At 64.2% G+C, this 6,500-nt stretch carries 2 protein-coding genes; one reads left to right on the forward strand and one right to left on the reverse strand.

The annotated features are described in order from the left end of the window. Positions 1–299 precede the first annotated feature (299 nt). A complete protein-coding gene (locus PV764_RS20145; protein WP_421117423.1) occupies positions 300–4,244 on the reverse strand; it encodes an autotransporter outer membrane beta-barrel domain-containing protein in 3,945 nt (1,314 codons plus the stop codon). 590 nt (positions 4,245–4,834) lie between these two features. Here PV764_RS20145 and PV764_RS20150 point away from each other — a divergent pair. Further along, on the forward strand, positions 4,835–6,376 hold the full coding sequence (locus PV764_RS20150) for an arylsulfatase (RefSeq protein ID WP_421117424.1): 1,542 nt from the start codon (positions 4,835–4,837) through the stop codon (positions 6,374–6,376). Positions 6,377–6,500: the final 124 nt, after the last annotated feature.

Genomic DNA, 6,500 nt, shown 5'->3' on the forward strand with positions numbered 1-6,500 from the left:
GAAAGCGGACACGCGGGTGCCCCAAGGCGACTGGGGACAGTTATCGGGGTGGCACTGTGTCTGATTCATTCTTCCAGAAGGGCCCTTCACTGTCCCAAATACTTGCGAGGTGTGGAGAGGTATCGGCGGTGGCGAAACCAGCCTCCATTAGCTCCGCCACGCCACGCGCTCTCGCCGCGAAGAGTGCACCACGCTGCTGCTCAACCCGGAGTTCGGTTTTCATGCATGCGCATGGACGCCGGAGGTATCGAAAATGCACTTCCGCGAATGCCGGCTATTGCATGGCGGGCGAGCGCGCTTCACCAATTCCACCGCATCCCCAGTTTTCCGTTCCACGCGGTTTCATCGCCGTCGAAGCCCCAGCTATAGTCAATGTCGGCGAAGAGGTAGCCGGTCTGCGAGACTTGCCAAGCGCCTCCTATGCCTACCTCTGCCCAGCTTCCGCCGAGGTCCACCGCGAACGGCACGTACCCGCTGTTGGTGGCGAAATCCGCACGCGGTTCGCCGCGAAATTCGCGCCAAATATTTGCCCGCAGCCAGGCGTTGCTGGCTCGAAGTTGGCCGCTATTGTTCTCGCGCTGGCCATTGCGGTTGAGACGCGCGCCGATGCGTGCGACCAACGAATCGCCGTCGGTGAAGCGCACTTGTGCGATGCCGTCGTTGAGGTCGTCCACGTCGATGCGTTGCCAGATGACCTGGCCCTGCGGTTCCAGCCGCCAGCGTCCGTCCTCGATTGAGCGGCCGTCGCCATCGTTGAGGATGAAGGGCCAGCCGCCCTCCAGCGACAAGGCTAGGCCTTTGGCGTCGATGAAGCTGTCGTCAGTCCGCAGTGACTCCACGCGCAGGTCGTACCAGGTGTACTGGCTAACTGCATCCAGATAGGCGCCCTTGTCGTTGAAGGCGGTCCAGTAGCCGCCGATCGAGCCCGCCTTGAATTTGTCGGTGCCTGCGTGGAACCGGTACTCCAAGAAGTTATGGCGCACCTCGCCCTCACCCTTGCCATAAGCGAGATAGAAGCCGGCGTGCTTTCGGCTGTCGTCGTCGCTATCGATGTGGCGATACAGGTCGAGTCCGACCTGCAGGGCTTCGAAGCGATAGTCGAAGTCGGGCCCCCGACGGCCGTAGACGCCCAAGCGCCCACCGTCGTGCTCGCCATCGTGGCCGACATAGCGCATCCAGGCGCCGTTGACGCCACGGCGGTCGGGATCGAGATCGTCGCGCTGGCGCAGCAACTCCTCGTCGCCAACGCGCTCATGCAGCGTGTCGATGAGTGTGCGCCCGTAGATCTGCGCCATCGCCGGCACGGCCGCGATCAACGAGACCTCCTGCCGGATAGCGGGGATCGGCGGCGGTGGCGGTGGCGGATCCGGCGGCGGCGGAGGCGGAGGCGGTGGCGGAGGCGGAGGCGGTGGCGGAGGCGGTGGCGGAGGCGGATCCGGCGGCGGAGGCGGAGGCGGCGGTGGTGGTGGTGGTGGTGGTGGACATGGCGGTGAAGGTCCGCCCGGCACCGAGCAGTCGATCACCGAACGCAGGTACCAACTGTTCTCGACATCGGCAGTGGAGGCGGAGGCGGCGCCGCCACGGTAGAGGAAATACTCATACGGCCCGGCCACCACCGGCGTGGCCAACGCGAAGTTGTTGGCGGTGGAGGTGGAGTTGATCGTCTGCACCACGCGAATGCCATCCGCGACGGTGAGGTCGCCCCGGCCGCCGGTGTTGCTGACTTCGATGAAGCCGGGGCCGCTACTGCTTCCGTTGACCACGATCAACTGGTCGGACGGCGCACCGTCGCTCGCCAGCCAAGTGTTGAGCGCGAGCGACCCGTCGCCGCTGTAGTTCGAGACGGTAAGGGTCTTATAGCTGGAAGCGAGCGAAGGATCGCCGACGGGGGGCGCGAATTCGATCCGGCTGGGGTCATTCACCAGCGTGGTGAGGTTGGAGCTGCCGGTCATCCTCCACAGCGTTTCGACCAGGGTAAGGTTCGACACGCTGCCATCGGCGGTGAACGCGGAGCCGGTCAGCGTGCTGCCCGTAGCGGTGATGTCAGCTGCGCCGGGATGGGGGGGCACGGGGGCGCCGGGCGGAAGCGGCGGCGGGTCCATGGGCAGGTTGCCGTCGTCGTCCGGGAAATCGGCCGGGCCACGGACACCTGGATCGCTGACCGCCAGCACCGGGAAATTGCTCAGTTCGCCGACCCGCAGCCACTGATCGGCGCCGGTCACGGTGGTGTTGGTCAACCCGATCCTGCCGTTGCCAGCGACACCCACGGTAGGGCCGCTGGTATTGGTCAACTCGCTGGCACTGAAGTAGGCCTCCGAAACGGCCGTAGGTGTGCCAACCAAGAACAGCGCCATCGCATCGGTCCCGGTGGGCGCCACTGTAGTGGCCTGGCCGACGATGCGGCCACCGATCACTGAGACCGCGCCGTGTGCAGCCGCGCCGCTGGGCCTCAGCACCACGTTGTCCATCTGCACCAGCGTCGGGTTGTCACGTGACAGCGCGCCGTGCGCACCGGGGCCGGAAGTGGTGATGGTCAGGCTGTTGGCGTAGAGCTGCGCCTCGCCTCGTCCCGTAGCCGGGGCCGTTCCGTAATTCGCCAGCACCGCACGCAGGCCAACCGCGTCGTTGCCGGAGGTGGTGATCGGCGTACCGGTGAGGGTGATCTTCGCCAGCTCGGTGGAGATGTCGTTGCGCGCCTGGGCAGACGCGCCGTGGGCGAGCGCGCCGGAAGTGACCACGCTGCCGCGGTTGTAGACCACCGTGGCAGGAAACTGCGCGCCGGTCTGCTCGGTGACGGCGAACACGCCAATGGCGCCGTTGCCCTCCGTGGTGACCACTACATCGTTGACCGTCGCGGTGCCCCCATCATCAGCCCATACGCCCATCGCATAGGTGCCGAAGGTTTGCGCGGTCGTGCCTTGGGCATTCAATGTGCCGCCGGGGTTGCGCGCACCCAGCGCATGCGCGAACGAAGCCTGCCGCACTTGGTTGCCATACGTGGTGATGGAGCCCCCGGTCAGGTTGACGAGGCCGCCCAGGTCCGCCAGCGCGCCCATCGCGTTGTCGGCGCCCCGGGTGACGATGGTGAAATTGCTGGCGACAACGGTGGCCAGGCCAGCTTCGATGCCGGCGGCATCTTTGCCCAGCATGGCAAGGCTCGTCCCGTCCAGAGTGACCGTGGCGCCGTCGAACGAGCGCACGCCGGCCGAGGTAGGGTTCGTCGTGGAGATCGTCCCCCGCTCGATATCGATGATCGAGCCTGGGCCTTCGGCCTGGACCGCGGCCTGCTGCGAGCCAGTGGCATTGATGTAGGACGCGGCCACATCCGTATCGACAAGCGAGGCCGACGCTCCGGCCTGGACATACACTGCGACTGATCGCAGGCCACTGACGGTCACCGACGAGTTCTCGAGGCGGGCCACCGAGCCGGTGCCGTCGACCACGAGGCCGGGCGAGCCGTTCAATCCGGCGGCAAAGATAGAACTGCTGCCGTTGAGCGCCAACGAACCGCCGCCGGTAACCCGCACCGCGGCCGCAGGCGCGCCGATATTGCCCGCCCCGTTGCTCCTGAGCGTGCTTGAGGAAAACTCTGCGCTTGCCCCGTCGTCGACGCGCAGGCCGTTGCCGAAGTTGCTCAGCGCGGTCGCTGTCACGTTTGTGCCGGTGGCCCGGCTACTGGCCCCGCGCGCCACGATGGCGTGAGCGTAATCGAGCGTCGTCAGATTCTGGGCGCCCGTCGAAGTGATTTGCGTGCCATCGAGGCCGACCAAACCGCCCTCCAATGCGGCGACGCCGAACGCGCCGCGCGAGGAAGCATCCACACTGCCGCCGGTCAGCGTCAGCGAGCTCCCGCCGCCGATCGCTTGCGCGCCATAGTTGTTGGTCGCGTTCGTGCCGCCACGCAGCTGGATCTGCGCGTTGGTCAGGTTGATCGATCCACCTGCCTCCGCGCTGACGCCTTTCAGGTTGGCCGGCGCCGCGTTGCCGCCGGGCGCCATCGTGATTGTGGTGCCGCTGCCGGTGATGCGACTGCCGGCGCCGGTGGCACGCAGACCCATCTGACCAGTGGCGTTGCCGGCGGTGGAGGTGGTCATGATGACGCTGTCATTTACACTGCTGGTTCCGCCCGACTGCGCCAATACTGCGGTGGCACTGGTGCCGGCGAGGTTGAGTGCGACGCCGTCGCCTATGATGCGCCCAATATTCGACGCGGAAAGTCCCGTCGAGTTGGCAGCAATGTTCATCGTGGTGCCCGGCGGCACTGTGCACTCCACCCCGCTTGCCACCGCGGGGTTGGGGCAGGTTTGTGCATTGACTTGCCAGGCTAAGGCGAGCGAAACGAAAAGCGCCAGACAGCGGGGGCGCGGCAGCGGTTGGACTGCCGCGGCGCTAGGTTTAGGCCGAATGCGCATGACGATTTCCTTCTGCCGCCGAGGGACCCGGCTGTGATCGAAGTGACAGCCGAGGCAAGCGTATCTTCCGGGGTTTTCGATGGGGATACTCTCAGTAAATATGCTGAATCTTGCTCACCCATGTCGTGGTCATGCGTTGCGTGAATACGGCAACGCTTAAGGCTAGAGCGCGCCCCGCGAAGCGCGGCGCAGGTCAGACGCTCGTCGTCCCGGGAAGCGGTCGGGCAATCGCCGTCCCAGGCGCTATGGCACAACCTGGATGCCAATCTTGGCTCGCCTGAAAGGCCGGGTGTCGGTACGGATTCACTGGTCTCAGTAGTATTACCGAGTCACGCCACGTACTAATTCGGCGGCAGTGAGCGCTGGCAGCGTCCAGAATCCATCCAGTGGCCGGCGTTTTGCCTGGTCAACGGAGCTGCTCGATGGATACCACCAAAAAGCCCAACATCGTCATGATCATGGCCGATGATGTCGGCATCTGGAACGTCAGCGCCTACCATCGAGGCATGATGGGCGGGAACACGCCGAACATCGACAGATTGGCCAGCGAGGGTGCGCTGTTCACTGATTACTACGGGCAACAGTCCTGCACAGCCGGACGCGCGGCCTTCATCACCGGGCAGACACCCTTTCGCACCGGCCTGCTCAAAGTGGGCCTGCCTGCCGCCAAGCAGGGACTGCAGCCTTCCGATCCGACCATTGCGGAGATCCTCAAGCCGTTGGGCTATGCGACGGCGCAGATCGGCAAGAATCATCTCGGCGATCGCAATGAATACCTGCCCACGGTGCACGGTTTTGATGAGTTCCACGGAATTCTCTATCACCTCAACGCGATGGAGGAGCCGTACGATCCGGAGTATCCGAAGGACGCCAGCTTCCGCGAGAAGTTCGGGCCCCGCAACATCATCCACAGCGTAGCGACCGACGAGGACGACGCCACCGAAGATCCACGCTGGGGGCGAGTCGGCAGGCAGAAGATCAGCGATGCAGGACCGTTGCCACCACATCCAGGCATGGATGAGGCTGCCCAGGTGAGCATGGAGGATATCGACGCCGACCTGGTCAAGCGGTCCTGCGAATTCATCGAGCGCTCGGTCAGCGCGGGCCAGCCGTTCTTCCTCTGGCATAACTCCACGCGGTGCCATTCCTGGACGCATCTGTCCAAAGAATGGGCCGGGAAGACCGGGTTCGGCCTGTTTGCAGATGCAATGGCCGAACTTGACTGGATCGTGGGGGAATTACTGGCCAAACTGGACGCGCTAGGCGTGGCCGACAACACGGTGGTGCTGTTCACCAGCGACAACGGTGCCGAGATCTTCAGCTGGCCCGACGGAGGCAATCATCCGTTTCGGGGCGAAAAGGGCACTGTGTACGAAGGCGGCTTCCGGGTGCCGATGCTGGCCCGCTGGCCCGGTGTGATCCCACCCGGGGTCATCATCAACGAGATCATGTCTGCCGAAGACTGGATGCCGACGCTGGTAGCGGCCGCTGGCGAGCCGGAACTCAAGGAAAAATTGCTTAAGGGCTACCAAGCAGGCACTTCGACCTTCAGGAACCATCTTGACGGTTACAACTTCAAGCCCTTCTTTGAGGGAACGGTATCGCAGAGCCCGCGTCGCGAATTCTTCTACTTCAGCGACAACGCCGATCTGATGGCGGTGCGTTACAACCAGTGGAAGATCACCTTCAAGACCATCGTAGGCAACCTGTTCAGCGGCAAGGAAGATTCAACCAACGTGCCACTGGTAACTAACCTGCGGGTTGATCCGTGGGAGCGCTACCAGACCGAGTCCACGTCCTACGGCCAGTGGTGGGGCGAAAAACTGTGGGTAATGATGCCCGCCACGGGCGTCGTCGGTGCGTTTCTAGCCACCTTCAAGGACTATCCGCCCAGCCAGGTGTCCGGGTCGCTCAGCGTGGATAAGGCCCTGCAAGCGTTAGAAGAGGGGGGCAGAAAGAACTGATGGTTCCGCAACGGCGGCCCCAATGTGCTTTTACTCGCAACGCTGCATGTAGCAGCATCCAGCGGCCCAGCCTATGGGTCAAAGGGGCGAAGATGACGTCTGAGCGTGCACTTAGTCCGCTATT

The organism is Stenotrophomonas sp. AS1, from assembly GCF_048957655.1.
In the GTDB taxonomy this organism is placed as follows: Bacteria; Pseudomonadota; Gammaproteobacteria; order Xanthomonadales; family Xanthomonadaceae; genus Stenotrophomonas; species Stenotrophomonas bentonitica_A.

Coding starts and splice junctions, on each gene's coding strand:
- PV764_RS20145 (WP_421117423.1), bottom strand. CDS start 4,244: ATGAACATTGCTGCCAACTCGACGGGACTTTCCGCGTCGAATATTGGG.
- PV764_RS20150 (WP_421117424.1), top strand. CDS start 4,835: ATGGATACCACCAAAAAGCCCAACATCGTCATGATCATGGCCGATGAT.